At 75.0% G+C, this 26,260-nt stretch carries 25 protein-coding genes; 14 read left to right on the top strand and 11 right to left on the bottom strand.

The window, feature by feature from the left end; all coding sequences use genetic code 11:
- Positions 1–27: 27 nt before the first annotated feature.
- Positions 28–1,821 carry a SpoIIE family protein phosphatase gene (locus tag ACI78T_RS07780; protein WP_456557517.1) on the top strand — a complete coding sequence of 598 codons (1,794 nt, stop codon included), beginning with the start codon at positions 28–30 and terminating at the stop codon, positions 1,819–1,821.
- Positions 1,822–1,827: 6 nt separating this feature from the next.
- Here ACI78T_RS07780 and ACI78T_RS07775 read toward each other — a convergent pair whose 3' ends face one another.
- Positions 1,828–2,565 carry a hypothetical protein gene (locus tag ACI78T_RS07775; protein WP_456557516.1) on the bottom strand — a complete coding sequence of 246 codons (738 nt, stop codon included), beginning with the start codon at positions 2,563–2,565 and terminating at the stop codon, positions 1,828–1,830.
- A 110-nt stretch (positions 2,566–2,675) separates the two neighbouring features.
- Here ACI78T_RS07775 and ACI78T_RS07770 point away from each other — a divergent pair, with 110 nt between their 5' ends.
- A complete protein-coding gene (locus ACI78T_RS07770) occupies positions 2,676–3,959 on the top strand; it encodes a competence/damage-inducible protein A (RefSeq protein ID WP_456557515.1) in 1,284 nt (427 codons plus the stop codon).
- A 15-nt stretch (positions 3,960–3,974) separates the two neighbouring features.
- On the opposite strand, the gene ACI78T_RS07765 is transcribed toward ACI78T_RS07770, so the two are convergent.
- The 6 genes from ACI78T_RS07765 to ACI78T_RS07740 form a co-directional block, all read right to left on the bottom strand.
- On the bottom strand, positions 3,975–4,133 hold the full coding sequence (locus ACI78T_RS07765) for a hypothetical protein (RefSeq protein ID WP_456557514.1): 159 nt from the start codon (positions 4,131–4,133) through the stop codon (positions 3,975–3,977).
- Between the two features lie 38 nt (positions 4,134–4,171).
- Positions 4,172–5,017: a class E sortase gene (locus ACI78T_RS07760; RefSeq protein WP_456557513.1), complete on the bottom strand. Its 846-nt coding sequence runs from the start codon at positions 5,015–5,017 to the stop codon at positions 4,172–4,174.
- 133 nt (positions 5,018–5,150) lie between these two features.
- Positions 5,151–6,188 carry a hypothetical protein gene (locus tag ACI78T_RS07755; RefSeq protein WP_456557512.1) on the bottom strand — a complete coding sequence of 346 codons (1,038 nt, stop codon included), beginning with the start codon at positions 6,186–6,188 and terminating at the stop codon, positions 5,151–5,153.
- A gap of 149 nt (positions 6,189–6,337) precedes the next feature.
- Positions 6,338–7,393: a hypothetical protein gene (locus ACI78T_RS07750; protein WP_456557511.1), complete on the bottom strand. Its 1,056-nt coding sequence runs from the start codon at positions 7,391–7,393 to the stop codon at positions 6,338–6,340.
- A 34-nt stretch (positions 7,394–7,427) separates the two neighbouring features.
- A complete protein-coding gene (locus ACI78T_RS07745) occupies positions 7,428–8,444 on the bottom strand; it encodes a hypothetical protein (protein ID WP_456557510.1) in 1,017 nt (338 codons plus the stop codon).
- 168 nt (positions 8,445–8,612) lie between these two features.
- Positions 8,613–9,053, bottom strand: a complete 441-nt coding sequence (locus ACI78T_RS07740) for a hypothetical protein (RefSeq protein ID WP_456557509.1) — start codon at positions 9,051–9,053, stop codon at positions 8,613–8,615.
- A 28-nt stretch (positions 9,054–9,081) separates the two neighbouring features.
- On the opposite strand from ACI78T_RS07740, the gene ACI78T_RS07735 reads away from it, so the two are divergent.
- The 7 genes from ACI78T_RS07735 to ACI78T_RS07705 all read left to right on the top strand — a co-directional run bounded on the left by ACI78T_RS07735 (position 9,082) and on the right by ACI78T_RS07705 (position 16,546).
- Entirely contained in the window at positions 9,082–9,555 is a 474-nt protein-coding gene (locus ACI78T_RS07735) for a hypothetical protein (protein WP_456557508.1), read from the top strand.
- Positions 9,556–9,850: 295 nt separating this feature from the next.
- Positions 9,851–10,063 carry a ribbon-helix-helix protein, CopG family gene (locus ACI78T_RS07730; protein WP_456557507.1) on the top strand — a complete coding sequence of 71 codons (213 nt, stop codon included), beginning with the start codon at positions 9,851–9,853 and terminating at the stop codon, positions 10,061–10,063.
- The gene (locus ACI78T_RS07725) at positions 10,051–10,419 is read left to right on the top strand and encodes a type II toxin-antitoxin system death-on-curing family toxin (protein WP_456557506.1); all 369 of its coding nucleotides are present in this window, start codon (positions 10,051–10,053) and stop codon (positions 10,417–10,419) included. Before ACI78T_RS07730 ends, ACI78T_RS07725 begins: the two co-directional genes overlap by 13 nt.
- 55 nt (positions 10,420–10,474) lie before the next feature.
- Entirely contained in the window at positions 10,475–12,094 is a 1,620-nt protein-coding gene (locus tag ACI78T_RS07720) for an acyl-CoA dehydrogenase family protein (protein WP_456557505.1), read from the top strand.
- Between the two features lie 123 nt (positions 12,095–12,217).
- Complete coding sequence (locus ACI78T_RS07715) at positions 12,218–14,338, top strand: putative bifunctional diguanylate cyclase/phosphodiesterase (protein WP_456557504.1); 2,121 nt, start codon at positions 12,218–12,220, stop codon at positions 14,336–14,338.
- Between the two features lie 116 nt (positions 14,339–14,454).
- On the top strand, positions 14,455–15,189 hold the full coding sequence (locus ACI78T_RS07710) for an NYN domain-containing protein (protein ID WP_456557503.1): 735 nt from the start codon (positions 14,455–14,457) through the stop codon (positions 15,187–15,189).
- Positions 15,190–15,274: 85 nt separating this feature from the next.
- Positions 15,275–16,546, top strand: coding sequence for a GGDEF domain-containing protein (locus tag ACI78T_RS07705; protein ID WP_456557502.1), 1,272 nt, complete (start codon positions 15,275–15,277; stop codon positions 16,544–16,546).
- Here the strand turns inward: ACI78T_RS07705 and ACI78T_RS07700 are convergent.
- Positions 16,543–16,989 carry a YdeI/OmpD-associated family protein gene (locus ACI78T_RS07700; protein ID WP_456557501.1) on the bottom strand — a complete coding sequence of 149 codons (447 nt, stop codon included), beginning with the start codon at positions 16,987–16,989 and terminating at the stop codon, positions 16,543–16,545. The genes ACI78T_RS07705 and ACI78T_RS07700 overlap by 4 nt on opposite strands.
- 182 nt (positions 16,990–17,171) lie before the next feature.
- Between ACI78T_RS07700 and ACI78T_RS07695 the strand changes: the two genes are divergently transcribed.
- Genes ACI78T_RS07695 through ACI78T_RS07685 form a run of 3 tightly spaced genes read left to right on the top strand, consistent with a single transcriptional unit; the run spans position 17,172 to position 21,144 of the window.
- Positions 17,172–17,834 carry a PilZ domain-containing protein gene (locus ACI78T_RS07695; protein WP_456557500.1) on the top strand — a complete coding sequence of 221 codons (663 nt, stop codon included), beginning with the start codon at positions 17,172–17,174 and terminating at the stop codon, positions 17,832–17,834.
- 29 nt (positions 17,835–17,863) lie between these two features.
- Positions 17,864–19,564 (top strand): ABC transporter, encoded by a 1,701-nt coding sequence (locus ACI78T_RS07690; RefSeq protein ID WP_456557499.1) that lies wholly within the window; start codon positions 17,864–17,866, stop codon positions 19,562–19,564.
- Positions 19,561–21,144, top strand: coding sequence for a GTPase (locus tag ACI78T_RS07685; protein ID WP_456557498.1), 1,584 nt, complete (start codon positions 19,561–19,563; stop codon positions 21,142–21,144). The genes ACI78T_RS07690 and ACI78T_RS07685 overlap by 4 nt, the downstream gene beginning before the upstream one ends.
- Before the next feature lie 52 nt (positions 21,145–21,196).
- On the opposite strand, the gene ACI78T_RS07680 is transcribed toward ACI78T_RS07685, so the two are convergent.
- Positions 21,197–21,733, bottom strand: a complete 537-nt coding sequence (locus tag ACI78T_RS07680; RefSeq protein WP_456557497.1) for an ATP-binding protein — start codon at positions 21,731–21,733, stop codon at positions 21,197–21,199.
- Positions 21,734–21,871: 138 nt separating this feature from the next.
- Here ACI78T_RS07680 and ACI78T_RS07675 point away from each other — a divergent pair, with 138 nt between their 5' ends.
- Positions 21,872–22,549 (top strand): GAF and ANTAR domain-containing protein, encoded by a 678-nt coding sequence (locus ACI78T_RS07675; protein WP_456557742.1) that lies wholly within the window; start codon positions 21,872–21,874, stop codon positions 22,547–22,549.
- On the opposite strand, the gene ACI78T_RS07670 is transcribed toward ACI78T_RS07675, so the two are convergent.
- A complete protein-coding gene (locus ACI78T_RS07670; RefSeq protein ID WP_456557496.1) occupies positions 22,546–23,487 on the bottom strand; it encodes a nucleoside hydrolase in 942 nt (313 codons plus the stop codon). The two genes, ACI78T_RS07675 and ACI78T_RS07670, sit on opposite strands and share 4 nt — an antisense overlap.
- Positions 23,488–23,507: 20 nt before the next feature.
- Positions 23,508–24,869, bottom strand: coding sequence for an APC family permease (locus ACI78T_RS07665; RefSeq protein ID WP_456557495.1), 1,362 nt, complete (start codon positions 24,867–24,869; stop codon positions 23,508–23,510).
- Positions 24,870–25,194: 325 nt separating this feature from the next.
- On the opposite strand from ACI78T_RS07665, the gene ACI78T_RS07660 reads away from it, so the two are divergent.
- Complete coding sequence (locus ACI78T_RS07660; protein WP_456557494.1) at positions 25,195–26,034, top strand: hypothetical protein; 840 nt, start codon at positions 25,195–25,197, stop codon at positions 26,032–26,034.
- The last annotated feature ends 226 nt before the right edge of the window (positions 26,035–26,260 follow it).

The raw sequence follows: 26,260 nt of genomic DNA, 5'->3' as shown, positions 1-26,260 counted from the left end.
CGGGCGCGGCCCGGGCGGGAACTGTGCGTGACTGAGCGGTCCGGCGAGGAGCTGCTCATCGACCACGCCGCGGTGTTCCGGGCGATGCCGACGCCCTACCTGGTCATGACCCCGGACCTGGTCATCGCCGACGCCAACCGGGCCTACCTGGCGACCACCGGCCGCACGCTCGAGGACCTCGTCGGCCGCGACGTGTTCGAGGCGTTCCCCGGCAATCCCAACGAGACGGACCCCGACGGCGGCGTCGGCAAGGTCCGCGCGTCCTTCGAGCGGGCTCGCGACACCGGTCTGATCGACACCATGGACCTCCAGGAGTACGACATCCCGGACGGCCGCGGCGGGTTCGACAAGCGCTTCTGGAGCCTCATCAGCATCCCGGTCCTCGACGGGGCCGGCGTGTGCCGGTACGTCATCCAGCGCGCCGAGGACATCACCGACTACGTGCTCGACCAGCGCCGCGGCGGCGAGGGCGACCACGGCATGGAGTGGCACCGGCGCGTGCTCGAGGTGGAGTCCGACCTCTACGCCCGCGGCCTCGAGCTGACGGCGTCGCGGGAGGCGGAGCTGGCCACCGCCCGCCGGCTGGCCGCCCTCGCCGGGGTGGCGCTGGACCTCGCCTCGGCCGAGAGCGTCGACGACCTCGTCGCCACGGTCACCGGCAGCGGCCTGGAGGCGCTCGGCGCGAACGGCGCGGCGATCGGGGTGCGGGAGGACGCCGACCGGCTGCGGCTGGTCCGGGTCGGCAGCTTCGCCGAGGGGCTGGGGCGGTACGGCGACCTCCCCCTGGAGGCGTCCGTCCCGGCGACGCTCGCCGCCCGCGGAGGCCGCACGGTGGTCGTCCGGGACCGCGCCGCAGCGGCGCAGCTCTCCCCGGTGGCCGCCGACGTGCTCGCCGCGACGGGGACCGAGGCCTGCATCGCGCTCCCCCTCCAGGCCGGGTCGCGTGCCCTCGGCTCGCTCACGGTCGGCTGGTCGGAGGGCCGCGACTTCAGCGGGCAGGACGTCGAGCTGCTCGAGGCGTTCGCCGCCCAGTGCGCCCAGGTGCTCGACCGCATCCAGACCCGCCAGGCCGAGCGGGCGGCCCACGCGGCGGTCCGTGGGATGGCCGAGGCGCTGCAGCGGAGCCTGCTCACCGAGCCGCCGCTGATCGACGACCTGGAGATCGCCGTCCGGTACGTGCCCGCGGCCGCCCAGGCCCAGGTCGGCGGCGACTGGTACGACGCGTTCCAGGTCGGCGACGGCAGCACGATGCTGGTGATCGGCGACGTGACCGGGCACGACCGCCACGCCGCCGCCGCCATGGCCCAGGTGCGCAACGTGCTCCGCGGCGTGGCCCACAGCCAGCCCGAGTCACCGGCCCGCGTCCTGGCGGCGCTCGACCGTGCCCTCGGCGACCTCGCCGTCGACACCCTCGCCACCGCGGTCCTGGCTCGGGTGGAGCGCTACGGCGAGGACGGGGCGCAGCGGCTGCTGCGCTGGTCCAACGCCGGGCACCCCGCCCCGGTGCTGGTGGAGGCGGACGGCACCGTCACCCTGCTGGAGCGCACGCCCAACCGGCTGCTGGGCGTCGGGCCGGACGCCCTCCGGGTCGAGCACGCAGCACCGTTGCCGGCCGGTTCGACCCTGCTGCTCTACACCGACGGGCTGGTGGAACGGCGCGGTGTCAGCCTCGACGACGGCGTCGCCTGGCTGTGCGAGGAGCTGGCCCACCTGGGCTCCCTGCCGCTGGAGGAGCTGTGCGACCGGCTGCTCGGCGTGCTGCCCGACGAGCTCGACGACGACGTCGCCCTCCTGGCGCTGCGGGCGCACACCGCGGGCTGAGCGCCGTCAGTCGTTCCCGCGCGGCCCCACCCACAGCGCGCCACCCAGCGCGCCGAGGGCCGCGGTGAGCACGAACCCGCGGTCGGTGGCGACGACGGGCAGCACGACCAGCAGCCAGAAGACGGCGAGGCCGACCAGGCCGGCGGCGGCGATCCGCCACAGGGCCCCGGAACGCAGGCGCTCGCGCGCGGCGGCGGAGGCGACGAACGCGCCGAGCCCCAGCACGGCGCAGAGCGTCGCGAAGCCCGACCACAGCGGGATGTCCCGCCAGTAGGAGTCGGGCGAGCCCATCGTGAGACCGAGCTCGAGCAGCACGAGCGACAGCAGGGCGAGGCCCAGGCCGACCAGCGTGGCGCGGTCCCGCGGAGCCCGGACGCGGGTCCGCCGGGGGCGCTCGTCCGTCGTCACCTCCGACTCCAGCGTGTCGGGCCACGAGCGCGTGGCCGGCGCCGGGGTGGGGTCGGCGGCCGCGGCGGGCTCCGGCTCCTCCGGAACCGGGGCCGGCCGGACCGGCGGAGGTGGGGGTGGGGTGCCGAGTCCGGGCAGGCCGGGCACGAAGTCCACCGGCCCGGTCGGGACCGCGGAGTCGACCGGCTCCACCGGCGCGGGCGTGGTCGCGCCGGGGTGCGGGGGCAGCTGGGTGGCCGTCGCGCCCGTCGCCGGCTTCACCACCGGGATCTCCTGGGTGGACGGCGGCGTGCTGCGGCCGGGCTCCTCGGGCAGCTGGGGGTCGGACGACGTCACGGCTCCTCCTCGGCATCGGGCGATCGGACCGCTCTCCCCCGCACGGTATCCGCCCCCCGCGTGGGCGCCCTGCGAGGCGCCCCGTCCGGGCCGGCCCTAGGGTCGGCCGGGTGGGTACGCGCGCCGGCATCGTCGTCACGGGCACCGAGGTCCTGACCGGCCGGGTCGCCGACCGGAACGGGCCGTGGCTCGCCGAGCAGCTGCGCCGCCTCGGGGTCGACGTCGGCCACGTCGTCGTCGTGGGCGACCGGCCCGACGACCTGCGGGCGGCACTGACGTTCCTCGCCGGGACCGGCGTGGCGCTCGTGATCACCTCGGGCGGGCTGGGCCCCACGGCAGACGACCTGACCGCCCAGGTCGTGGGCGACTTCCAGGGCCGCCCGTCGGCGGTCGACCCGGAGCTGGAGCGGCGGATCGCGGCGGTCGTCGAGCGGCTGATGGCCGCCCGCGGCTGGCGGGCCGACCCGGACGCGACCGCGGCAGGCGTGCGCAAGCAGGCGCGGGTGCCCGCCGGGGCGACGGTGCTGGAGCCGGTCGGGACGGCGCCGGGCCTGGTGGTGCCGCCGGAGGAGGGACGGGACGGGCCGACGGTCCTCGTCCTGCCGGGACCGCCGGGGGAGCTCCAGGGCATGTGGACCGCCGCCGTGGCGGCCGCCCCGACGCGGGCGGCGCTGGCCGGAGCCGAGGAGCTCCGCCAGGAGACGGTGCGGCTCTGGGGGACGCTCGAGGCCCAGCTGGCGGTCACGCTGCGGGAGCACGAGGACGAGCTCGCCGGGTTGGAGATCACCACCTGCCTGCGCGAGGGGGAGCTGGAGATCGTCACCCGGTTCCCGCCCTCGGCCCAGCCGGCCTACGACCGGCTGGCGGCGGTGCTGGCCGAGGAGTACGCCGGGACGCTGTTCTCCACCGGGCCCACCCTCGACGAGCTGGTGGCCCGCGGCTTCGCCGACCGGGGGTGGACCGTCGCGACGGCGGAGTCCTGCACCGGCGGGCTCCTGGCCGCCCGGCTGACCGAGCGGCCCGGCTCCTCGGCGTGGGTCCTCGGCGGGGTGACCGCCTACGCGGATGCGGCCAAGGAGCAGCTGCTCGACGTCCCGGCCGGGGTACTGGCCGAGCACGGGGCGGTCAGCCCCGAGGTGGCGGTGGCCCTCGCCGAGGGCGCGCGGGCGCGGTTCGGCGCCGACGTCGGCGTCGGGATCACGGGCATCGCCGGACCCGGTGGCGGCACCGACGGGAAGCCGGTGGGCACGGTGCACCTGTGCGTCGCGGGCCCCGCCGGCCGGGAGCTGCGGGCGCTGCGCCTGCCCGGAACCCGGTCCGCCGTCCGGGAACGGTCCGTCACCAGGGCGATGCAGCTCCTGCGCTGGACCCTCCTCGGCGGCCCGCCCGCCTGAGCGAGCCGCCCGGGGTCACTGGTCGACGGTGACGTTGGTGAAGGGCAGCAGCGGCTCGACCTCGGGGAACACGACGAACAGCAGCAGGGCAGCCACGGCGACGACCAGCACGAGGGCGGCCACCGCCTTGGCTGCGGTGCCGCCGGGGAGGTGGCGCCAGATCCAGGTGTACATGCTCGGGCTCCGGGTGGGGTGGTCGACGGGAGGCTGGGTCAGCCGGCGAGCGCGGGCGGGCCGTCCGGCGCGGAGGCCTTGCTGACCGGTGCACCGTCCAGCCGGGCGTGGATCACCAGCCGCTGAGCGGCGGAGTACTTCGGGTGGCAGGTCGTGAGCGTCAGGTAGGCGCCGGAGGTGGCCGTCCCGCCGTCCGGGGTCGGTGCGATCACGCCGACCTGCGAGGGGTGGACGATCTCCATGCCGGGGATCCCGCTCGGGTCGGTGTCGAAGTCCCCCGTGGCCGGGTCGCCGAGGACCCGGTACACGTACCAGTTCAGCTCGGTCTCGACGACGATCGCGTCCCCGGGGCGCATGGTGTCGAGGTCGAGGAACGGGGAGCCGCGGCCCACGCGGTGGCCGGCCACCGCGAAGTTGCCCTCCTGGCCCGGCATCGCCGTGTCGAGGTAGTGCCCGGGCCCCTGCGCGAGCTGCACCTGGGCGGTGCCCTCGACGATCACCCGGTCGTAGTCCTCGCCCAGCCGCGGGATGTGCAGGACGGCGAACGGCTCGCCCAGGCCGACGTCGATGGTCTCGGGAGCGGGGGCCGGAGCCGGCGCCGGCGCCGGTGCGCCCTCGGACGGGGCGGGAGCGGGCGCCTCGACGGTGGGTGCGTCGGCCCACTGCTCCTGGATCTGCTGGCTGAGCTGGTCCTGCTCGCGGGCGGCCAGGATGTCGGTCACGTAGAGCTCGTAGACGACGAACAGGAGGGCGACGAGCCCGAAGGTGATGAGCGTCTGGCCGATGCCGCGGATCACCGTGCGGACCAGGTCACCGCGTCTGCGGGGTTCCGGCACGGACGGAGTGTCGCTCGGCGGGTTCTCGACGTCGACTGCGCTGCTCACCGCGGGTCCTGTCTGCCGGTGGTGGGGCGGTGGGCACCGCCTGCCGGGGACTGCTTCCCGGCAGGCGGCGCCACCTGGAGGGGGGTGGAGCCCGGCCCGCCGCCCTGGGTCGTCCGGGCGGCGGGCCGGTGGATCAGGCCGCCGCGGTGGAGCTGCGGCGCCGGCCGGCCAGCGTGAGAGCGCCACCGGCGCCGAGGGCGATCAGGCCCAGGGCGAGGGGAGCGGTGGTCTCAGCGCCGGTGTAGGCCAGGGAGCCCTTCGGCTGTGCGTAGGCGTTCACCGGAGCCGCCCGGTGCGCCGGCCGGTGGTGGACCGGAGCCGCGGGGGCGACGGCCGGCTTGTGGCAGGCGCAGTCGGCGTCGTGGTGACCCGGCTTGTGGTGGTCGGCGTGCGGGTGACCATAGGTGTCGCCGACGTTCACGTTGCCGCTGTTGTTGACGTCACCACCATCGGCCGACTGGACGACCTTCACGTCGCCCGTGTGGAAGTCGTACACGCACTTGCTGCCCTCGTAGCAGTAGAACGTGTTGCCGATGATGCCGGTGTTGATCTCGGCGTAGTTGAAGCCGCCGTCGCCACCCTCGACATCGGTCTCGATGTCGGTGATGTCGATGTTGGTGGCCTCGGCCGAGCTCTTGTTGATGTTGCCGGCCTCGGAGCCGTAGGACTCCTCGCCCTCGTCCTTGCTGACCGCGGTCTGGTCGACGTTGTTCGTGGCGGTGGCGGTCTGGTCGCCGTTGTCGCCCGACACGTGGACGTTGCCGCTGCCGTTGACGTCGCCGCCGTCGGCGGACTGGTGCAGCACCACGTCACCCGAGTTGAACTCGATCTTGGTGAACTGCTGGCCCTGCTCGTTCGACGAGGAGGTGGAGGCCATGTTGCCGCCACCGCCCACGACGCCGGTGTTGATGACGGCGATGTTCGCGCCGCCGTCGCCGCCCTCGACGTCCGTGTCGACCTCGGTCTTCTGGACGTTGGTCGCCTCGGCGCTGCTGAAGTTGGCGTTGCCGGCCCCGCTGCCCGAGCCCTCGGAGGAGCTGCTGGCGGCGCCCTGGTCGACGTTGTTGCCGGCCGAGGCCGTCTGGTCTGCGCTGGCCACCGCCTGGCCGAGGAAGAAGATCCCTCCGGCCATTCCTGCGATGGCGAGTCCGTTGCGCACGGATCGATTCATGGTGCGTGTCCTTTTCGGGTGTGCGCGTCACGGTTGGGTAGAAGTGACGCGCCTGTTGTGGATTGGGTGATGGGCGCCGGTGTGGCTGCACCGGCGTCCGGTGGATCCCGTCCGGCCGCCCGGCTGGAACCGAGCGGCCGGACGGTGGTTCAGACCGTCGCGGTCGAGGTGCGGCGGCGTCCGGCGAGGGTGAGAGCGCCACCCGCACCCAGGGCGATCAGGCCCAGGGCGAGGGGAGCGGTGGTCTCGGCGCCGGTGTAGGCGAGCTCGCCCTTGGGCTGGGCGTAGGTGTTCACCGGAGCGGCCCGGTGGTGCACCGGCGCAGCACGCTTGGCGTGGTGCGCCACGGGAGCGGCCGCCTTGTGCTCGGGGCAGTCGGCGTGGTGCGCGCCCGGCTTGTGGTGGTCGGCGTGCGGGTGACCGTAGGAGTCGCCCACGTTCACGTTGCCGCTGCCGTTGACGTCGCCGCCGTCGGCGGACTGGTGGACGGTCACGCTGCCGGTGGTGAAGTTGTAGTAGCAGGTGGCGCCCTCAGGGCAGTAGAACGTGTTGCCGACGATCCCGGTGTTGATGATGGCGACGTTCTTGCCACCGTCTCCACCCTCGACATCGGTCTCGATGTCGGTGACGTCGACGTTGGTGGCCTCGGAGGAGCTGCCGTTGATGTTGCCGGCGCCGCTGCCCTCCGACTCCTCGCCCTCGTCCTCGCTCGAGGCCGTCTGGTCGACGTTGTTGGTGGCGGTCGCCGTCTGGTCACCGCTGTTGCCGTCGGTGCTGACGTTGCCGCTCTTGTTCACGTCACCGCCGTCGGCCGACTGGTGCACGGCCACGTCGCCCGACTCGAAGTCGACGACGGTCTTGCCGTCCTCCGGCTCGGGCTGCGGCTCGACGAGCAGCGGCACCTGACCGCCGCCGCCGTAGCCGTTGACCACGCCGGTGTTGATGACGGCCACGTTCACGCCGCCGTCGCCGCCCTCGACGTCGGTCTCGACCTCGGTCTTCTGGACGTTGGTCGCCTCGGCCTCGCTGAAGTTGGCGTTGCCGGCCCCGCTGCCCGAGCCCTCGGAGGAGCTGCTGGCGGCGCCCTGGTCGACGTTGTTGCCGGCCGAGGCCGTCTGGTCCGCGCTGGCCACCGCCTGGCCGAGGAAGAAGATCCCTCCGGCCATACCGGCGATGGCAAGCCCGTTGCGCACGGTTCGCTTCATCTCGTGTCCTTCTGTGTTCCGGGGATGGGTGGGTTCAGACCGCGGCGGAAGCCGTGCGGCGACGACCGGCCAGCGTGAGAGCGCCGCCCGCACCGAGGGCGATCAGGCCCAGGGCGAGGGGAGCGGTGGTCTCGGCGCCGGTGTAGGCCAGTTCGCCCTTGGGCTGCGCGTAGGTGTTGACGGGGGCGGCCCGGTAGGTGTGCGCGGGACGCTTGGCGTGGTGCGCCACGGGAGCGGCGGCCTTGTGCTCGGGGCAGTCGGCCTCGTGACCCGGCTTGTGGTGGTCGGCGTGCGGGTGGCCGTAGGTGTCGCCCACGTTCACGTTGCCGCTGTTGTTGACCGAACCGCCGTTGGCGTTCTGGACGACGGTCACGCTGCCGGTGGTGAAGTTGTAGTAGCAGGTGCTGCCGGCCGGGCAGTAGAACGTGTTGCCGACGATCCCGGTGTTGATGTCGACGACGTTCGTGCCGCCGTCGCCGCCCTCGACATCGGTCTCGATGTCGGTGACGTCGACGTTGGTGGCCTCGGAGGAGCTGCCGTTGATGTTGCCGGCGCCGCTGCCCTCCGACTCCTCGCCCTCGTCCTCGCTCGAGGCCGCCTGGTCGACGTTGTTGGTGGCGGTCGCCGTCTGGTCACCGCTGTTGCCGTCGGTGTGGACGTTGCCGCTGCCGTTGACGTCGCCGCCGTCGGCCGACTGGTGCACGGCCACGTCGCCGGTCTCGACGTCGACGACGGTCTTGCCCTCCTCCTCGGAGGACTCGAGCGTCCGGATACCGCCGCCGTCGACGACGCCGGTGTTGATCTCGGCCTTGTTGAAGCCACCGTCGCCACCGTCGACCTCGGTCTCGACCTCGGTCTTCTGGACGTTGGTCGCCTCGGCCTCGCTGAAGTTGGCGTTGCCCGCGCCGCTGCCCGAGCCCTCGGAGGAGCTGCTGGCCGCGGCCTGGTCGACGTTGTTGCCGGCCGAAGCCGTCTGGTCGGCGCTCGCCGCCGCCTGGCCGAGGAAGAAGATCCCTCCGGCCATACCGGCGATGGCGAGTCCGTTTCTCACGGATCGATTCATCGTGTGCGTGTCCTTCATGGGTGAGCGCGGCACCAACCGGGTAAGCAGGGACGCGCTGGTGAGTGGGTGTGTGAACGAGCGGGGCGGCTGCACTTGGTCGGTGATGTGCCCCCCGTGGCACACCTGAGGACGGGCGCAGGCCGCTGAGCGGCGGCGTCAGTCCGGCCGCGTGGCGGGGTCGGTCGCCGTGGTGGTGGGCGACCCCGCTGCCGGCTCGGTGAGGCCGGCGTCGTTCACTGCGAGGGAGATCGAGAGAGGCGAGCCGAGGACGGCCGTCGAGGACGCGCTGCCGCCCTTCTGGGCGCCGGGGCCCGCTCCCTGGGTGCCACAGCCGGCGCCACCGATCGCGGTGGCCGGAGCGGCGGGAGCGGGCGTCTCCGGGGCGAGCGGCTCGCCGCCGGACGTCTCGGCGGCCGGGGCGAGGACCTGCTGGACCGGGAGGCCCTCGGCGGGCGCGGACCGCGCGACCTCGGGAGCCTCGGTGGCGGAGCGCTCGCCGGCCTGGCCGGCCGCGGAGGAGCCGGCGGTCTGCGGCGCGACGTCCGCGGTGACCACGGGAGCCGGAGCGCAGACCGGGAGCGCGGCGACGGCCGGCACGGCCGCTGTCGGGACCGGAGCCGCTGTCGTGGTCTCGCACACCGGGGAGGAGCCCGCGGCGGTGCCCTCGGCCGACGTGGTGGTGCAGGTCGCCTGGGTCGAGCCCTCGGTGACGGTCGTCGTGGTCGTGGTGACCGTGCCGCCGTCCGAGGTCTGGGTCACCGTCGTCGTGCTCGTGGTGGCCGACGACGAGCCGGTGGACGTGCTCGTCGTCTTGGCCTCCGCGCTGTCCGCGGTCGTCCCGTTGCTCGTCGGAGCCGCTGCGGGCTGGGCTGTCTCGGCCGGGGGCGGCTCCGCGCTCGTGCTCTGCGAGGTCGGCTCGGGCGAGCTCGACGAGGCCGTGGCCGCGCTCGAGGAGCTGGACGTGGAGGTGGTCGTCGTCTGCGTGGTGGACGATCCGGCGGCGCCGTCCGCGCTCTGCTGCGTCACCGAGTCGGTGGCCGCCGGTGCCGGCTCCTCGGCGCGGGCCGCGGTGTCGGTCGCGACGGCGATGCAGGCGTAGGCGCCGGCGCCCAGGAAGCACGCCGCGGCGGTGCGGCGGAGCCACGACCAGCGGGCAGGCGACGGCGCCTGGCCGTTCCTGATCGCGGTCGTCCCCGTCACGGCGCGGACGTTATGAACGAGTCCGTCTCGTGACCACCGGGTCGCGCACCATAGGATTCTGTGCGGCGTGTCACAGACGTTCCCCCGACCGGAGGATTGCGGAGAGTGACCGAAACCAGGCTGTTACCACTTCTGGTATCAACCTGATACCTGACCGGCGAAGAGCCGGAACCGGCTACGGGGGTGTGGACGGCGTGGCGATGACCCTCCGGTTGACCCCGGCGCAGAGCGACGCACTGCGCCGTCGTGCCCTGGCCGAGGGTGCCTCGATGCAGGACGTGGCACGGCGGGCCGTGGAGGCGTACCTGCGGGCGCACGAGCCGGAGGTCCCGGTCAGCGTGGTCATCGACGAGGAGCTGTCCCGGTTCGCCGGCGCCGTCGAGCAGCTGGCCACATGGCAGGACTGAGCGTCGAGGACCTCCTCGAGGTGGCCCGGCGGACGGTCGGGCCCGACGTGCGCGTGCGCGACCTGGGCCTGCTCACCGCGGCGCTCGCGCGTGTGGAGGCCCGGGCGCTCGGTCGCGACGTCTACCCCAGCATCGAGGAGCGGGCGGCCGCGCTGCTGCACTCGCTGGCCACCACGGCGCCGCTCGTGCACGGGAACCGCCCCTTCGCCTGGGCGGCGACGGCGGTGTACCTCGCGCGGCGCGGGCGGCCCTGCACGCTCACCGACCGGCAGGCGGTCGCCCTGGTCACCGACGTCCTGACCGGCCGCGTCGAGGCGGTGGAGTCCATCGCCGAGCGGCTGCGCGGGACCACCTGACCTGCCCGGGTCGGGTGCTGCCGGACCGTGCCCTCCGCCACGTACGGTGCGGCTCATGAGCGCGACGCACGAGGTCACCAACCAGGTCCCGCCGCTGGTCGGCCACGACCCGATCGCCGGTGACGCGGCACTGGCGGAGGCCTGCCTCCGGCACGCGGACGCCGCGACGCTCGACTCGCTCGCCGCGCTCGGCCGGCTGTCCGGGAGCGAGCAGGCCCAGGAGTGGGGGAGGCTGGCCAACGAGAACCCCCCGCGGCTCCGGACCCACGACCGGTACGGCCACCGCATCGACGAGGTCGAGTTCCACCCGTCCTGGCACGAGCTGATGCGCACCGCCGTGGAGAACGGGCTGGCCGGCGCGCCGTGGGTCGACGGCTCGCCGCACGCCCACGTCCGCCGCGCCGTCGGGTACTTCGGGTGGACGCAGAACGAGATGGGCCACGGGTGCCCGGTGACGATGACCTACGCCGTCGTCCCCGCCCTGCGGCGCACCCCTGAGCTCGCCGCGCGGTACGAGCCCGGCCTCACCGCGAGGGCGTACCAGTTCGGGCTGGCCGAGCCGACGGGCAAGCGCGGCCTCGTCGCCGGCATGGGCATGACCGAGAAGCAGGGCGGGTCCGACGTCCGGGCGAACACCACCCGCGCGGTCGCCCAGCCCGACGGCTCCTACCGGCTGACCGGCCACAAGTGGTTCACCTCGGCGCCGATGAGCGACCTGTTCCTCGTGCTCGCGCAGCTCGAGGAGGGCGTCTCCTGCTTCGTCGTCCCCCGCGTGCTCCCCGACGGCAGCCGCAACGTGTTCCACGTGCAACGTCTGAAGGACAAGCTCGGCGACCGGTCCAACGCCTCGAGCGAGGTGGAGTTCGACGGGACGACGGCCTGGCTGGTGGGCGAGCCGGGCCGCGGCGTTTCCGCGATCATCGAGATGGTCAACATGACCCGCCTCGACTGCGTCCTCGGGTCGGCCGCCACGGTCCGGGCGGCGCTCACCCAGGCGGTCCACCACGCGCGGCACCGCCGGGCCTTCGGCGCGCTCCTGGTCGACCAGCCGCTCATGCAGAACGTGCTGGCCGACCTGGCGGTCGAGAGCGAGGCTGCGACGGCGCTGGCGCTGCGGCTGGCGGCCGCCGTGGACGCCGGCGAGCAGGCGTTCCTCCGGCTGGCCGGCGCCGCGGCGAAGTTCTGGGTTTGCAAGCGCACGCCCGGCGTGGTCGCCGAGGCGATGGAGGTGCTGGGTGGCAACGGCTACGTGGAGGACTCGGGCCTGCCCCGGCTGTACCGGCAGTCGCCGCTGAACTCCATCTGGGAGGGCTCGGGCAACGTGATCGCGCTGGACGTGCTGCGCGCGATGGGGCGCTCGTCCGACACGCTCGCCGCGGTCAGCGCCGAGATCGAGCTGGCCCGCGGCGCCGACAGCCGGTTCGACGACGCGGTCAAGCGCTTGCACGCCGAGCTCGGCGATCCCGACCAGCTGCCCTTCCGGGCGCGCCGGATCGCCGGTCTCCTGGCCCTGTGCCTCCAGGGCTCGCTGCTCCTGCGGTTCGCGCCCGCGGCCGTCGCGGACGCCTTCTGCGCCTCTCGCCTGGGCCTTTCCGGAGGTGGCGCGCTGGGGATGCTCCCGGCGTCGGCAGCCGTCGGCACGATCGTCGAGAGAGCCGCGATCGCCCCTGTCTGATCCCCGGTCCGAATGACTACTCTCGTTGTCATTCACCCGGCACCGACGACGTCGTCGGACGGTTCCGTGCCGTGATCTCCGCCCTGGGCGGATCGACTTTCTGGGGACGAGAGCGGGGGGAACGTGCAAGCACAGGACGGTGGGCCCGGCAGCGGGCAACCCGATGTGCTGGCCGGTGTTCCCGACGCGGTCTTCCGCCTCGACCCCGAGGGCCGCGTCACGTACGTCAACGCCGCGGCGGAGTCCCTGTTCCAGATGGGCGCGGCCGAGCTCACCGGCCGCCGGCTGCTCGAGGTCTTCCCCGCCGCCAAGGGCACCCTGGTGCAGGAGCAGCTCCGCGACCTCCTCGGGGACGGGCGGCCCCGCCAGTTCGAGTACTTCTACGAACCGAGCGAGCACTGGTTCGAGATCCGGGCCTTCCCCGATCCCGACGGCGTCGCGGTGTTCCTCCGCGACGTCGACACCCGGTACCGGACCGACCTGCGGCGCGACACCGAGCTCCGCGAGCTGACCGCGGTCCTCGAGGCGCTGCCGTCGGCCACCGTGCTCGTCGGGGACGACGGCCGCATCCTCGTCGTCAACCGGGCCTGGGAGGCCGACGGGGAGCTGCTGCGCAGCGGGGGCGTCCAGCCCGGCGGCGTCGGCGACGTCTACCTCGAGTGCATGTCGCGCGGGCTGCTGCCGACGCACCACGCGGCGATCGCCGCGGGGGTCATCCGCCTGCAGGCGGAGGAGCCCGACGGCGTGCCCGGCTCCTTCGAGTACGAGTACTCGACGCAGCTCGGGTCCTTCGCGACGTGGTTCCACCTGCAGGCCGCCCGTGTCCCGTTCTCCCGGCGGGTGGTGGTCACCCACACCGACGTCACCGAGCGGGTGCGCGGCGAGCAAGCCATGGCCTGGCGCGCGGGCCACGACGAGCTGACCGGCCTGCCCAACCGGGCCACGCTGCTCGACATGATCGCCGACGCCCTGGGCGGCGGGGCCCCCGATGCGCCGGGCACCGCGCTGCTGGTGCTCGACCTCGACGGGTTCAAGACCGTCAACGACTCCCTCGGCCACCAGCTGGGCGACCGGCTGCTGCGGCAGGTGGGGGAGCGGCTGGCCGAGCAGGTCCGCCCCGGGGACGCCGTCGGGCGGCTGGGCGCCGACCAGTTCGTCGTCCTGGCCCGCGAGTGCGACCAGGCCGAGGCGGCCGCGCTCGCCTTCCGGCTGCAGACGACCTTCGCGCTGCCCTTCACGGCCTCGGGGATCTCGGTGCCGCTGTCGGCCAGCATCGGTGTCGCCGTCTCGCGGTCCGACGTCCGCGACCCGCACCAGCTGCTCAGCGACGCCGACGCGGCGATGTTCGCCGCGAAGAGCTCCGGCCGCGACCGGGTGCACCTGTTCTCCCCCGGGCTGCGGGAGGCCGCGCGCTGGCGGCTCGAGGTGGCCACCCGTCTCCGCGGCGACGCGATCGACCAGCTCGTCGTCCACTACCAGCCGGTGGTCCGCCTCGACACCGGCGAGGTGGAGGGCGTCGAGGCGCTGGTCCGCTGGCAGCACCCGGAGCGGGGGCTCCTGCCGCCCGACAGCTTCCTGTCCGTCGCCGAGGAGACCGGTCAGGTCATCCCGATCACCCGGTGGCTGCTACGGGAGACCACCCGCAAGGCCGCCGAGTGGGCGGCGCAGGGCCTGCCGCTGCGGATGTCTGTCAACGTGAGCGCCCGCCACTTCTCCGCCGAGACGCTGGTGCGGGACGTGCGGACGGCGCTGCGCGATTCCGGGCTGCCGCCCGACCAGCTCGTGCTGGAGCTGACCGAGACGAGCGTCGCCGAGGACCCGACCCGCGCCGAGGACCAGCTCACCGTGCTGCGCAGCTTCGGCGTCCGGGTGGCCATCGACGACTTCGGCACCGGCTGGTCCTCGCTGGCGCAGCTGTTCGCGCTCCCCATCGGCACGCTCAAGATCGACAGGTCGCTGCTCAACGCGGCCGAGCGCGCCGTCGCGGGCGAGACCGGTGCGGTCCTGCAGGCGATCGTCGGGCTCACCCGGACGCTCGGCATCCGGTCCGTGGCGGAGGGGATCGAGACCCCCGAGCACCTGCGGATGGTTCGCGCGGCCGGTTGCGACCTGGCCCAGGGCTGGTTGCTCGGCCAGGCGATGCCGGCCGAGGAGATCCCCCGGTTCGTGCGGTCGGTCCAGGCCGCGGGCGGCGACCTGTGCGCGCTGGCGGTCGCCGGCGACGCGGTGCCGCAGGCCGGGTGATCGGCCGCCGCACCGGCCGCCGGGCGACCGCACCGGCGGGACCCCCGCGGCCGGCCGAGGTGCGTCCCTCGGGCCCGGAGCGCACCCGCACCCGCACGGCGCGGCAGACTGCTCCCGTGCCCGACAGCCTCGACGCCGAACTCGCGACCCTCACCGAGGAGGAGCCCGCGCCCGGCGGCGCGGCGGAGCTGCCGGCCGCCGCGGTGGCCGAGGGCCGCCCGCAGCCGGTGCTGGACCTGCTCATCTGGGACGCGCCCAACATCGACATGACCCTGTCGACGGTGATCGGCGCGCGCCCGACCGCGGCGTCCCGGCCCCGGTTCGACGCGATCGCCGCCTGGTTCGTGGAGGGGGCGGGGGATCCGTCGGCCCCCGGCGCCCCCGAGGTCGAGGCGTGCGTGTTCGCCAACATCCCGCCGCAGCCGGGCACGCTGCAGCGGTGGGTGGAGGCGCTGCGCGGCTTCGGCTACTCCGTCTTCGCCCGGCCGAAGTCCCAGCCGGACGACGACATCGACCAGGACATGCTCGACCACATCGCGGTCCGGGCGCACAGCCACCGCCTCCGGCGCCTGGTGGTGTTCTCCGGCGACGGGCGGAACTTCGCGGAGCCGCTGGAGCAGCTGGTCCGCGAGGGCACGCACGTCGTGGTGGTCGCCTTCAGCGAGGTCGCCGGGTACGCGATCAGCTCCGAGCTGCTGGAGTTCATCGACATCGAGGACGTCCCCGGGGCGTTCGTCGAGCCGCTCGACCGGGTGCGGCTGGACGCCCTGCCGCCGGACGGCGCCTGGCTGCGGCCCACCCGGAGCCTGCGGGACTTCGTCAGCAGCTTCAACGCCCGCCGCGACCGCTGATCGGTCGGCCGCCCCGGTCTCACCCGACGGAGGCTGTCGCGCGGACGGTGCTCAGGCAGCGGCCCGGTTCTGCCGAAGAGAGGACGTGCTGCTCGAGGGCCTCCGCCGGGTCGTGGCGATCATCCTGGGCGACGACGCGCTGCCCGGCGTGGCGTCCGGCCCCGATGCCGCACGCACGGCCGCGGTCGAGGGCGGCTCCGGGACCGGGAGGGAGCGGCCGACGCTCGAGGCGGTCACCGCCCTGTCCCCGGCCATCCGCCACGAGCTGGCCGAGCGGTCCCGCAGCACCGGCATCCTGATCGGCCTGTTCGCCGCGGTCATCCTGCCTGCCTGGACCCTCGCCGACCGGTTGCTCGAACCCGAGCTCACCGGGCTGTTCCTCACCGTCCGGCTGATCAGCGTCGTCCCGATGCTCGTCGCGGTGTGGGTCCTGTGGGCAGCTCCCCAGCGCTGGCGTCGTCCGGAGCTGCTCACCTACTTCGTCCTGGGGCTGGTGCAGGTCGAGGTGGCCTGGATGATCCCGCAGGTCGAGAACGTCGAGTACTACCTGATGGGGTTCACCCTCGCGATCTACGCCAGCGGCTGCCTGATGGTGTCCCGGCCGCGCTGGACCATCGGCCTCATCGCGGTGTCCTGGGCCGCCCTGGCCGTCTCCCTCGTCGGCTGGCACACGGCGATGTCCGCCGGTGACCTCGGCGGGACCGCGGCCTTCCTGGCGACCGCCTCGATCATCGCCGTCGTCGCACACCTGCGCCGGCACCTGCTCAGCATGCGCGAGCTGATGACGCGCGTCCGGCTCGAGCGCGAGCAGCAGCGCACCGGCGTCCTGCTCGCCCAGCTCGAGCGGCTCAGCCACGAGGACCCGCTCACCGGCCTGGCCAACCGCCGCCGGTGGGACGCCGAGCTCGCCGGCACGTGCACCGTCGCCCGGCAGCGGGGCGGGCACGTCGCCGTCGTCCTGCTCGACATCGACCGCTTCAAGACCATCAACGACCGCCACGGGCACCCAGGGGGCGACGAGGTGCTGGGCCGGGTGGCCGCTCTCCTCGCCGCGCGGGTGCGCGCCGACGACGTCGTGGCCCGGCTCGGCGGCGACGAGTTCGGCATCCTCCTGCCGGGCGCCGACCTCGACCGCGCGGTCGAGCTCGCCGAGCGCCTGCGCGCGGAGGCGGCGCGGCTGCTACCGGCCGGCTTCGGCCCGGGCGAGATCAGCCTCTCCCTGGGCGTCGCCTCCGCATCCGGCGACGCGGCCTACCCGCTGGAACTCATGTGCCAGGCCGACCAGCAGCTCTACCGGGCCAAGATCACCCGCAACGCGGTGGGCGCACCGCCGCGCGAGCTGCCCGTCCCGTCCTAGCGCGCGTCCCCGCGCAGCATCTCCAGCGCCTTGGTGACGCGCCGCTGACGCGTCTCCGGCGTCTTCGCGTCCTCGATGGCAATGACGTGCCGCCGGCGGTGGCTGTAGGACAGCGCGTCGAAGGCCGCCCGTGCTGCCGCGTCGCCGTCCAGCGCCTCCGCCAGGTCCGCGGGGACGGCGACCTCGCGGGGCGAGGTGTCCAGCTCCACGTCGACGTCCACCTCGTCGCCGGCCGACACCCCGGCGGCCGTCCGGTTCTCCGCGCTCAACGGCAGCAGGTACCGCCCGCCCATGACGGCGACGGTGCTGCGGTAGCTGTGCCCGCCGATGCGCACCACCACCGGAGGCTTCCGGCCGGCGCCCAGGGCGTCCACGACCTCGGCCGGCACCTCCAGCCCGGTCGCCGTCTTCCCGCCCAGCTCGACGGTCGTCCGGAACTCCACGGTCCGGCAGTGTGCCGGGTGCAGCGCCCCACCGCCAGGGTGCGGTCGTGGAATGGTCGCCTCCTGCGGCGCGTCGGGAGTGGGCGGCGCGCCCGCCGTCGGACGAGCGGGCTACGGTCCCCCCGCGGCGTCCCTGAGCGGGTCGGACCGGCCCGTGCCGCGGAACCGATCGGAGAGGACCCATGACCAGCGTTCCCGGAGTGGACCACCCGGAGGAGCAGACGGAAGCCGAGATCACGCTCTCCGGCCGCGGGGTGTCGGTCAGCTCGCGGGTCGAGGTCGTCCAGAACGAATACATCTCCGTCCGGCCGTCGGTCGGCGAGTTCGTCGAGCAGGTGGTCGTCAAGGTCGGCGACGTCGTCGAGGTCTTCTGGAAGACCGAGGAGTCGCAGCGGGCGATGCCGGCGGAGATCACCGACGTGGAGACCGGCGCCGTCGTGCGCTGGCGCATGCGCACGACCGGCCCCGCCGAGATCAGCCAGCGCCGCAAGGCGGTGCGCGGCCGGGTGGCCGTGCCGATCATGGCCGGCTACGGGTCCATCGAGCTCAAGGGCACGACCATCGACCTGAGCGAGGCGGGCGTGCGGGCGGAGTTCGAGGGGCTCGGCGCGCCGCCCGAGGCCGGCGCCAAGCTCGACCTCGTCATCGAGCTCGAGGACGGGGCCACGAAGACGAAGGCCGAGGTCGTGCGCACGCAGGCGCGGGGCGCGCGCTGGGTCATGTCCATCCGGTTCTCCGGCATCCAGGAGCGGGACCAGGACCGCGTCCGGAAGCGGGTCTTCCAGGCGCTGCGCGAGGAGCGCGCCAAGCGGGCCGACGACTCCCCGCCCGACCTCCGGGGGTAGCCGGCCGTCCGACGGGGCAGTTCCCCGGTGTGACCGCCCCGACCCTGCGGCTGCCCGACGCCCTCGCGGCGCTCCGGGACCAGCTCGCGACGACGCCCCTCGGGCTCGCGACCCCCGGGCGGGACGGCGCCGTGCGGGCCGCGCGGGCCGTGCGGGACCAGATCGACGACTACCTGCTCCCCCGGCTCGGCGACCTCGACGCCCCGCTGCTCACCGTCGTCGGCGGCTCGACGGGCGCCGGCAAGTCCACGCTCGTCAACAGCCTCGTCGGGAGCCCGGTCACGACGGCCGGCGTGCTGCGCCCGACGACCCGCGCCCCCGTGCTGGTCTGCGCCCGTGCCGACGTGGCGGCGTTCTCCGGCGACCGGGTCCTGCCCGGCCTGGCGCGCGTCACCGGGGGCGACGGCGGCCCCGGGACCGTCCGGCTGGTCGCGCGGGACGACGTGCCGCCCGGCCTCGCGCTGCTCGACGCCCCGGACGTCGACTCGGTCGTCGAGTCCAACCGCGAGCTGGCCGGCCAGCTCCTGGCCGCGGCCGACCTCTGGGTGTTCGTGACCACCGCCGCCCGCTACGCCGACGCGGTGCCGTGGGACCTGCTCCGGACGGCGCAGGAACGGGGGACCGCCCTCGCCGTCGTCCTCGACCGCGTCCCGCCGGAGGCGGCGGGTGAGGTCGCGGCCGACCTGCACGGGATGCTGCAGCGCGCCGGCCTGTCGAGCGCCCGGCTGTTCGTCGTCGAGGAGCGCCCGCTGGTCGAGGGCCGCCTGCCCGAGGACCAGGTCGCGCCGATCCGGACCTGGCTCCACGACCTCGCCGCGGACCAGGAGGCCCGCGCCGCCGTCGTGCGGCAGACCCTGACCGGCGCGCTGGACAGCCTCGAGCAGCGCGTGGGGGGCATCGCGGCCGCCGTCGACGAGCAGGCGACGGCGGGGGATGCCCTGCGCGCCGCGGCCGCCGCCGCCTACACGGCCGCCTACGACGGCATCGACGAGGGCGTCCGCAGCGGCACGCTGCTGCGCGGAGAGGTGCTGGCCCGCTGGCAGGAGTTCGTGGGCACCGGGGAGTGGATGCGCGCGCTGCAGAACCAGGTGGGCCGGTGGCGCGACCGGCTGGTCAGCGTCGTCACCGGCCGCCCGACGCCGGCCGAGGACCTTCAGGGGGCGTTGGAGAGCAGCGTCGAGCACCTCCTCCGCGCCGAGGCCGACCGCGCCGCGGAGCGGACGGTGACGACGTGGCGCTCGATGCCCGGGGGCGCCCAGCTGCTGGCCGGGGCGGAGCGCGAGCTCGAGCAGGTGTCGCCCGACTTCCCGGAGGCCGCGGCCGCGCAGGTGCGCGACTGGCAGGGCGCGGTGCTGGACCTGGTCCGCGAGCAGGGTGCGGAGAAGCGGTCCACGGCGCGGATCCTGTCGTGGGGCATCAACGGCGCCGGCGCGGTGGTCATGGTCGCCGTCTTCGCCTCGACCGGCGGGCTCACCGGCGGCGAGGTCGCCGTCGCGGGCGGCACCACCGCGGTCGGCCAGCGGGTGCTCGAGGCGGTGTTCGGCGACTCCGCCGTCCGGGCGATGGCCGACCGCGCGCGGGAGGACCTGCAGCACCGGGCCGATGTCCTGCTGCGCTACGAGCAGGCCCGCTTCGACGACCGGGTGGACGACGCGGCGCCGGCACCAGGCACGGCCGACGCCCTCCGCCGCGCGGTGCGCGAGCTGGCCGCGGCCCGGCGGAGCGCATGAGCCGCCGGGAACCGCCGCTGGCCGACCGCCTGGCCGCGCTCCGCGAGGCGGTCGAGGTGGCCGAGGGACGGCTCGAGGTGCCGGAGGTGCCGGAGGCCAGGGCCCTGCTGGCGAAGGCCGGTGCCCGCGCGGCGCTGGGCGACGCGACCGTCGTGGCGCTCGCGGGCGCGACGGGCAGCGGGAAGTCCACCCTGTTCAACGCACTCTCCGGCGCGGAGGTCAGCACGCCCGGGGTCCGCAGGCCGACCACCGGCGTGGCGCACGCGACGACCTGGGGCGAGGACGGGGCCGACCGGTTGCTCGACTGGCTGGAGGTGCCCCGCCGGCACCGGCACGCCCCCGAGCCGGCGCTCGACGGGCTGGTGCTGCTCGACCTGCCCGACCACGACAGCGTGCGGCTGGAGCACCGGCTGGAGGTCGACCGCCTGGTCGGGCTGGTCGACGTCCTCGTGTGGGTGCTCGACCCGGAGAAGTACGCCGACGCCGCCGTGCACGACCGTTACCTGGCCCCCCTCGCGGGGCACGCGGGCGTGCTGCTCGTCGTCCTCAACCAGGTCGACCGGCTCGACGCCCGGGCGGCGCAGGAGTGCCTCGCCGACCTCCGCGGCCTGCTCGACCGCGAGGGCCTGGCCGCCGTCCCCCTGCTCGCCGCCTCCGGTCGGACCGGGACCGGCGTGGCGGAGCTGCGCGGCGAGCTGGCCCACCGGGTGGCGGCGCGGCGCGCGGCGACCGACCGGCTGACCGCCGACGTCCGCGGGATGGCGGCCGCACTGGCGGTGCACGCGGAGGGCGACGACGCGGCGCTGGGCCGTCGGGCACGCGGCGAACTGAGGGAGGACCTGGGTGACGCGCTCGCCGCGGCGGCGGGGGTGCCCACGGTGACCTCGGCGGTCGAGCGCTCGACGATGCGCGCCGGCGTGGCCCGCACCGGCTGGCCGCTCCTGCGCTGGGTGCGGAAGCTGCGCCCGGATCCGCTCGACCGCCTGCACCTGGGCGACGAGCGCGCGCGCACCTCGCTGGGGCCGGCCGGGCCGGTGGAGCTCGCCGGCGTGACGACGGCGGTCCGCCGGGCCCGGGACGTCGTCGGGGAGGGGTTGCCCCAGGCGTGGCGCGACGACCTCCGCCGGACGGTGGAGGTGTCGGAGGACGAGCTGGCCGACCGGCTCGACCGGGCCGTCGCCGGCACCGACCTGGGCTCCGACCGGGTGCCGGTGTGGCAGCGGGCCGTCGGCGGCCTGCAGTGGCTGCTGGCGCTGGTGGCCCTCGTCGGCGCCCTCTGGCTGCTCGTCCTGGTGGTCCTCGGCTTCTTCCAGCTCGACGACGTCGTCCCGCTGCCCCGCGTGGAGGGCCTGCCGCTGCCGACGCTGCTGGTCGTCGGCGGGCTGCTGGCCGGGCTCCTGCTGGCGGTGGTGTCCCGGCCGCTGGTCCGGCTGCGCGCGCGGCGCAGGGCCCGCGCGGTCGAGCGCCGGCTCCGGGCGGCGGTCCAGGACGTGGCGGAGGACGCGCTGCTGGCGCCCATGTCCGCCGTCCGCGAGGACGCCGCCCGCTTCCGCGACGCGGTGCACCGAGCCCGGCGGTAGGCCCGGCCGGAGGCTCGCCCTGAGCGTGCGAAGGGGTGAGGGGTCCTTCCCGCTAGTCCCGGCGGACCTCGGGCGAGCGTGGTTCGGGCAGCTGGCCCTTCCGGCGCTCCGCGCTCTCCTCGCGGCCGGTGGGCAGCCGCGCCCACACGTGCTTGCGCCCGGGGCGCTGCTCCCAGCCGAAGGCGGTCGACAGCTGCGCCACCAGGTGCAGCCCCATCCCGCCCAGCGAGGGGTCGCGGTCGACGGCGGGGACCGGCGGCCGGTCGGGCGCCTCGTCGCTGAGGTCGAGCAGCCAGCCGCCGGAGCCGGCGACGACGAGGGCGCGCACGTCACCGCCGCCGTGGCGCAGGGCGTTGGAGGCCAGCTCCTCGAAGACGAGCAGCAGCCCGTCGCGGGCGTCCTCGGTCGAGGCGGCCGACACCGACGGGTGCGCGATCCGGGCCCGCAGGTCGCTGCGCACCCGGGAGACCACGTGCATCGTCTCCAGCTGCCAGTGCCAGACGTCGCCCGGGACCGACGGCACGGGGGCGCACGGCCACGGGTCGTGCGCGCCGTCGGGGGACTGCTCGTCGCCCGTGTCGCGGGCCATCGCCTCCCCCTCGTGTCGTGCGTCGCACCGGAGCCGGGCCCGTGCCTGGCCGCGTCCATCCTGACCGATGGTGATGCGGCGCGCACCGGCGGGCGCGCCATCGGGACCCGACGAGGCAGACTGTGCCGCGTGGAAGCCATGTTGCGCGAGCTGAGCCGCGTCGTCCTCGTCGACCGGACCCTCGACGACGTGCTGGCCGACATCACGCGGATCGCCGCCTCGGGCATCCCGGGGGCCGAGGCCACCTCGATCACGCTCCTGCGCGACGACAAGGCGTTCACCGCGGCCTACCACGGCGAGATGGCGCTGGCCGCCGACGAGCTGCAGTACGAGAAGGGCTACGGGCCCTGCATGGACGCCGGGCGGGGCGGCGTCCTCCTGCGCATCGACGACATGCGGACCGAGACCCGCTGGCCCGACTACGTGGCGACCGTGCAGTCGACCGGTGTGCGCAGCTCGCTGTCGGTCCCGCTCCCGTACCAGGGCGCGTTCATCGGCGCACTGAACAACTACTCCTCGGCGGCCGCCGCCTTCGCCTCCCCGGAGAGCCTGGAGGCCGGGCTCGAGGCGGCCGAGGTGGTGGCGATCGCGGTCGCGAACGCCGACGCGCACTGGCAGCTCGGCGAGCAGGCGCGGAACATGCGGCTGGCCATGGAGTCGCGCGCGGTCATCGAGCAGGCCAAGGGCGTGCTCATGGCCCAGCGCCACGTGGACGCCGACCAGGCCTTCGAGATCCTGCGCGAGGCCTCGCAGCGCTACAACCGCAAGCTGCGCGACATCGCTCTCGGCATCGTCGAGGGCACCCGGCAGCGCTAGCGCGCGTCCAGCGACGACAGCCGCGACACGAGGAACTCCACCGCGGCCGCGCTGTCCACGGTCTCCGCGACCTCGACCGCGGTGGGCGCCGACGAGACGGTCCGCCGGTCGACCAGCGTCTGCCCGCGGCCGAACCCGAGGCCGGTGTCGACCACGACGTCGCGGGGCACGGTGCCCAGGGTCCCCGGCGCGATCGCCTCGGTGACGGCGAGTGCGTCGTGCACCACCACACCGGTCGTCCCGTAGGCGGTGCGCGCGTGGTCGAGGTACTGCTGGAGGATCGCCGCGGCGCTCGCGCCGATCGGCCCCGCGGCGGCGAACCGGGCGATGCCGTCCTCGTCCAGCACGGTGGGCAGCGTGACGTCGAGGCCGACCAGCACGGTGGGCAGCGTCGAGGTCAGCACCGCCTGGGCGGCCTCGGCGTCGGCCCAGACGTTGAACTCCGCGGCCGCCGTCACGTTGCCGCCGCGGGTGGCCGAGCCGCCCATGACCACCAGCCGCCCGATGCGCGCGGCGGCCTCGGGGAAGACGCGCAGCAGCAGCGCCAGGTTGGTCAGCGGCCCCACGGCGGCGACGGTGACCGGCTCCGGCGACGTCATCAGCAGCTCGGCCAGCGCCACCACCGCCGGGCGGGGGTCGACCGGCGCCGGGGACGGCGGCAGCTCCACGCCACCGAGGCCGGCGCTGCCGTGCACGTGGCCGGCGCGCTCGGGCTGCGGGTGGACGAGGGACTCCGCCGCTCCCGCGGCGACCGGGACGTCGGAGCGCCCGGCCAGGTGCAGCACCCGGAGCGCGTTGTCCGTCGTCCGGTCGAGCTCGACGTTGCCGTGCACCGTCGTGACCAGCCGCAGGTCCACCTCCGGGCTGGCCAGCGCGAGGAGGATCGCGAGGGCGTCGTCGATGCCGGGGTCGGTGTCGATCACCAGGGGAGTGGGCACCGGGGGATCCTGCCAGCGGGTCAGCCGACCGGTTCGGCCGCCTTCTCGCCGGCGGTGGACCGCTCCGGGTTCCGCCACCACGGCGCCTGCGCGAGCAGGTACAGGAGCACGCCGACGGCGAGCATCACCCCGGCGAACAGCCAGGTCCTGCCCTCCTGCTGCCACAGCAGCAGGAGGCAGGACGCGATGGCCAGCACCGGGACCACGACCGGGGCCCGGAAGTGGTCGGCCTCGACGCGGTCGCTCCGCAGCACCAGCACCGCCGTGTTCGTGCTGAGGAAGACCAGGAGCAGCAGCAGGACGACGGTGTTGGCCAGCGTCGCGAGGTCGCCGACCAGGGTGAGCCCCATGGCGACGGCGGTCGTCACGACGATCGACACCCACGGCGTCCGCCGCCGCGGGAGCACCCGGCCGAGCGGGCGGGGGAGCAGGCCCTGCTCGGCCATCCCGAAGACCAGGCGGCTGGCCATGATCATGGTGAGCAGGGCGCCGTTCGCGACCGCCACCAGGGCGATGGCGCTGAACACCTCGTCGGGGATGCCCGCATCCGCCGCCCGGACGACGTCGAGCAGCGGCCCCGACGACCCGGCGAGGTCCCCGGGCGCCAGGACGACCGAGGCGGCGAGGCCGACGAGGACGTAGACCAGCCCGGCCACGAGCAGCGCGCCGAACAGCGCCCGCGGGTACACGCGGCGGACGTCGCGCACCTCCTCGGCGACGTTGGCCGAGGTCTCGAACCCGACGAAGGAGTAGTAGGCCAGCAGCGCGGCGGCCAGCACCCCCGAGGCGACCGAGACGCCCTGCGGGAACTCGGTCACCCGCCCCAGGTCCCCGTCGCCGCGGCCCAGCACGACGGCTCCGAGGACGACGACCAGGAGCAGGCCGGAGAGCTCCACGACGGTCATGACGACGTTGGCCCGCACCGACTCCTGGATGCCGCGCGCGTTGAGCGCCGCCACGAGCACCAGGAAGCACAGCGCGGCCGGGATCGCGGGGACGTCGAGGAACACGCCCAGGTAGTCCCCGGCGAACGCGAGCGAGAGCCCCGCCGCGCTGGTGACGCCGGCGGCGAGCATGCAGTAGCCCACGAGGAACGAGACGACGGGGCTGCCGAAGGCGCGCTCGGCGAACACCGCGGAGCCGCCCGCCCGCGGGTACTTGGTGACGAGTTCCGCGTAGGACGCCGCGGTGAGCAGCGCGAGCAGGAGTGCCACCAGCATCGGCGCCCAGACGGCGCCGCCCACCTCGCCGGCGATCACGCCGAACAACGCGTAGATCCCGGCGCCCAGGACGTCGCCGAGGATGAAGAGGAACAGCAGCTTCCCGCTGACCGCGCGGCGGAGGCGGGTGTCGGACTCGTGGGGCGCGTCGAGGTCGTGCACCACCGAAGTCTCCGGGCGGTGCGCGGTCGCGGCAATTCGACGTGTCCCGGACGGGGGACGCTCCCGACACGCCGCGCGCGTCGGACGGGCGACCGGGATGACCGACGCCGCTCCCCGCCATTTCCACGCTCGGAATGCGCTGTTTGTCGACAAGTTCCCGCTGTGAGGAAAGGGTCATCGACCGGTTCGGAATTGCTGCGCAACGGTTCGGTCACGCGCGTTCCAGGTGGTGTCCGGAATGGCCGAGAAAGGAGCCCCGCCTCCCTATCTTTCTCCTTGTCCGCGGCACCTTCCCCGGCTGCGGACATGAACTCGAGGAGGCGACATGAGCAGCGACCGCGCGACCGCGATGCCGCTGTCCGCCGCTTCTGCCCGCGGACTGGTGGGGCTGATCGACGTCCTGGACCGCGTGGACGGACCGGCCGCGCGCCGGCCGCAGCCGCGGCGGACCTCGGCGCACCGCCCCTCCGGCACGCGGACCGGCGCCGTGCGCACCGTCCCCCTGCGGTCGGTGCAGCCGGCGCCGATGGCCCGGCCCGCCGCCGCTCCCCGCGTCTACGTGCTCCCGGAGCCCGAGCGCGTGCCGGTGACCGGTCTGGCCGACCTCGTCCGCCGCGCCGCGATGTGGGGCGCCGGACCCCGGGGCGAGTACCTGGCCTGGCGCCCCCGCACGGCGGCTCCCGCCCCCGCCACCCAGGCGGCGGCCCGGCGCCCGGGACGCATCCGCGGCCTGATCCGCCGCGCCGCCCTCTGGGGCGCCGGACCCGGCGGCGAGCACCTCGCGTGGGGCCGCCCCGCTCCCGCGCCGGCCCCGAACGAGGTCGACCCGCCCGTGGTGCTGCGCGAGATGCCCAGCACCCCCACCATCCAGCCCGTGGCGCCTTCCCCCGCCGCGGCGCTCCTTCCCCGCGGTCCGGCGTCGTCGGCCGGCTCGCGAGGATTGCCGCCGGTCCCCCGTGGAGCAGTGGCCGTCCCCGGCGTAAGACACGGCGGACCGCCTGAACGCTCCCGGGCCACCGGCTGGCCGTCCCACCAGCGGACGTCGCCCGGAGCGACCGGCCTCGTCCGGACCCGCGGTGACCCGGCGGCGTGCCGGGTCAGGGGTTCTCCCCCGCCGGCGCGGCGCTCCCGGTCCCCGGGCTCCGCCTGGAGTTCCTTCCCCTAGGACCGCCGCAGCAGAGCAGCACTGCGCGACCACGGCAGCCAGCCGCTGGACGCCGTCCTCCGTTCGCCCGAGCACGCCGAGACCGGTCACCCCCTTCCCCGGGTGACCGCGACCGACGAGCCGGTCCCGAGCCACCGATCCGCAGGCCGACCCGGCCGCCTCTGGCTCACCTCCGACGGTGCACGTCCGGCCGCCGACCGACTTCGACGCACGACGGTTCTCGCCT

Source organism: Blastococcus sp. SYSU D00922 (assembly GCF_054050495.1).
The sequence above is the reverse complement of the archived record's forward strand: the minus strand, read 5'-3'. Positions and strand labels throughout refer to the sequence as shown.

Bases quoted from the DNA above. Each gene is read 5' to 3' on its own strand.
- ACI78T_RS07765 (WP_456557514.1), bottom strand. From the start codon at position 4,133: ATGTACACCTGGATCTGGCGCCACCTCCCCGGCGGCACCGCAGCCAAG.
- ACI78T_RS07755 (WP_456557512.1), bottom strand. From the start codon at position 6,188: ATGAATCGATCCGTGCGCAACGGACTCGCCATCGCAGGAATGGCCGGA.
- ACI78T_RS07750 (WP_456557511.1), bottom strand. From the start codon at position 7,393: ATGAAGCGAACCGTGCGCAACGGGCTTGCCATCGCCGGTATGGCCGGA.
- ACI78T_RS07725 (WP_456557506.1), top strand. From the start codon at position 10,051: ATGGCAGGACTGAGCGTCGAGGACCTCCTCGAGGTGGCCCGGCGGACG.
- ACI78T_RS07720 (WP_456557505.1), top strand. From the start codon at position 10,475: ATGAGCGCGACGCACGAGGTCACCAACCAGGTCCCGCCGCTGGTCGGC.
- ACI78T_RS07695 (WP_456557500.1), top strand. From the start codon at position 17,172: ATGACCAGCGTTCCCGGAGTGGACCACCCGGAGGAGCAGACGGAAGCC.
- ACI78T_RS07685 (WP_456557498.1), top strand. From the start codon at position 19,561: ATGAGCCGCCGGGAACCGCCGCTGGCCGACCGCCTGGCCGCGCTCCGC.
- ACI78T_RS07680 (WP_456557497.1), bottom strand. From the start codon at position 21,733: ATGGCCCGCGACACGGGCGACGAGCAGTCCCCCGACGGCGCGCACGAC.
- ACI78T_RS07675 (WP_456557742.1), top strand. From the start codon at position 21,872: ATGTTGCGCGAGCTGAGCCGCGTCGTCCTCGTCGACCGGACCCTCGAC.
- ACI78T_RS07660 (WP_456557494.1), top strand. From the start codon at position 25,195: ATGAGCAGCGACCGCGCGACCGCGATGCCGCTGTCCGCCGCTTCTGCC.